This window comes from Stenotrophomonas sp. SrG (assembly GCF_050031795.1).
GTDB classification, from domain to species: Bacteria; Pseudomonadota; Gammaproteobacteria; order Xanthomonadales; family Xanthomonadaceae; genus Stenotrophomonas; species Stenotrophomonas rhizophila_A.
On the sequence record NZ_JBNBBE010000810.1, the window covers coordinates 1 to 245 of the forward strand.

The 245-nt window shown below is 72.2% G+C and carries 1 protein-coding gene; it reads right to left on the bottom strand.

Annotated features, from left to right (window positions below; genetic code table 11):
* Positions 1-233: iron chelate uptake ABC transporter family permease subunit (locus ACQG3P_RS21800; protein WP_426806217.1), on the bottom strand; the 233-nt coding region annotated here is incomplete at its 3' end.
* Positions 234-245 lie beyond the last annotated feature (12 nt).

Here is a 245-nt window from a genome sequence, read left to right on the forward strand (position 1 = left end):
TCGGTGATCATGCCGATCGGAAGGTCGGCGAGGGGGACGGCCGTGCGGGCGACGAGGTCGGCCCCGGCGATCAGCAGCGCGCCGCCCAGGGCGCTCGTGATCACGAGCGGGAGGTGCGCGGGCCCGATCGCCATGCGCATGAGGTGGGGGATGACCAGCCCGACGAACCCGATGATCCCCGCGAACGCCACGGCCGCGCACACGAGCAGGGCCACCATGACGATGACGGTCACGCGCAGCAGCTC